The 1,583-nt window shown below is 41.6% G+C and carries 1 protein-coding gene and 2 tRNA genes; all 3 read right to left on the bottom strand.

Features of this window, described 5'->3' with window-relative positions; all coding sequences use genetic code 11:
• Positions 1-263 precede the first annotated feature (263 nt).
• Positions 264-337 (bottom strand) — tRNA-Arg (locus tag VXK47_RS11510).
• 7 nt (positions 338-344) lie between these two features.
• Positions 345-420: transfer RNA gene (locus VXK47_RS11505), tRNA-His, on the bottom strand.
• A gap of 166 nt (positions 421-586) precedes the next feature.
• Positions 587-1,583 (bottom strand): ISAzo13-like element ISDssp1 family transposase (locus tag VXK47_RS11500; protein WP_435548926.1); only part of this gene is annotated, 997 nt, incomplete at its 5' end.

The raw sequence follows: 1,583 nt of genomic DNA, 5'->3' as shown, positions 1-1,583 counted from the left end.
AGCCAAACAAACCGTGTCTCAAAAAATGAGACGATTATCATTTAACGTAAGAGCTGTCTTCGATTATCTGAAAATGACGAAAAGATTTCAACCAGTGGTTCTAAATAATTGAAGCTTATATTTAGAACAAATTTACCGTGAGAGACGGAAAGAGAGGCGATGAAGATTTTCGACAATGAAATCGGAAAAAATCCACAGACTAATCCACAGACCAAAACAAAAAAGGACTTGGTCATATTGAGCTAAGAGCTTGAATTAACAAGCGCGCCCGGCAGGATTCGAACCTGCGGCCTACGGATTCGAAGTCCGGCGCTCTATCCAGCTGAGCTACGGGCGCAAAAAAATGGGGTGAGTGAAGGGGCTTGAACCCTCGACAACCGGGGCCACAACCCGGTGCTCTGCCAACTGAGCTACACCCACCATGTCAATCCTTCTTACTTATCAAACTATATAATCCGTTTCAAGATATAATATTTATTTTTTGCATTTTTCTCATCTTGCATTTTTTACCTTACTTTCACCTCTTGAAATAATAGGTTATGGCATTTATTCGGTCTCCATCTTAGGAGTTGTCACAAAATAACGTTTACAATTTATCTGTTGATCGATATGGCATTATTGTATAATTCCAATCTCCATGGAATTCATTACGACTGATATTTACTCGGCGAAGATACTTATCTGATATTTTAATACCTTTCGGATATTTATTGGTGTCAAGTTGACATTTTACTGTTAATCCTTTTCGTGTTGTTGTAGAGGCAATAAGATTTATGATCACTTCATGGCTGACAAGTGGTTTTCCTCTCCAGTTTTGGCTGATATAGGAAAAAAGTCTATGTTCAATTTTGTTCCATTTGCTTGTACCCGGTGGAAAATGGCATACAGATACTTCGAGGTTAGTTTCATTAGAAAACTTTTGCAGCTCCGTTTTCCACAGCCTTATTCTGGATCCATTACTACCGCCGCCGTCAGCTGTAATCAGTAATTGATGAGCTTTTGGATGTACTTCGTTACCCATGATATTCCACCATCGTCGAATGCTTTCAACAGCAAAAGCGGCCGTGTCGTGATCGGTGCCGATATTGACCCATCCACTGTTTTGGGTTTGATCATAAACACCATATGGGGCCACCTTGCCAAGGCTTGGAATCATAAAATCATGAACTCGTACTTTTTCGGGGTTTCCCTTCGGGTGAAGTTCACTGCCGTTGTTTCTGAAATCTCCAACAAGTTCTTTCTTCTTGGTATCCACAGAAATGACGGGTTGGCTACGCGATTGAAAATCTGTAACTTTCTGGTGGATAAACTCAAATTGTTCATCACGGTCCGGGTGGGAATCTCCTTCAAGAATCTTTCTGTTTGCCTGAAGGCTGTATTCCATTTCATGAAGCAGTTCAGCCACCATTCGATGACTTGTGTTATGCCCCATGTTTTTCAATTCTTGAGCAAGGTTCCGAACGCTTTTGCAAGTCCATCGAAGCGGCGACTCTGGGTCTCCTGCTGTTTCTGGTTCTATCAAACTTTCAAGATCACTGCAAAGGGTCGAATCGTTATATACGGTACGCTTACGTCCTCCGCCA

Origin of the sequence: Desulfobacterium sp. N47 (assembly GCF_051233685.1) — a bacterium.
In the GTDB taxonomy this organism is placed as follows: Bacteria; Desulfobacterota; Desulfobacteria; order Desulfobacterales; family RPRI01; genus RPRI01.
This window is presented reverse-complemented; position numbering and strand designations above follow the sequence as displayed.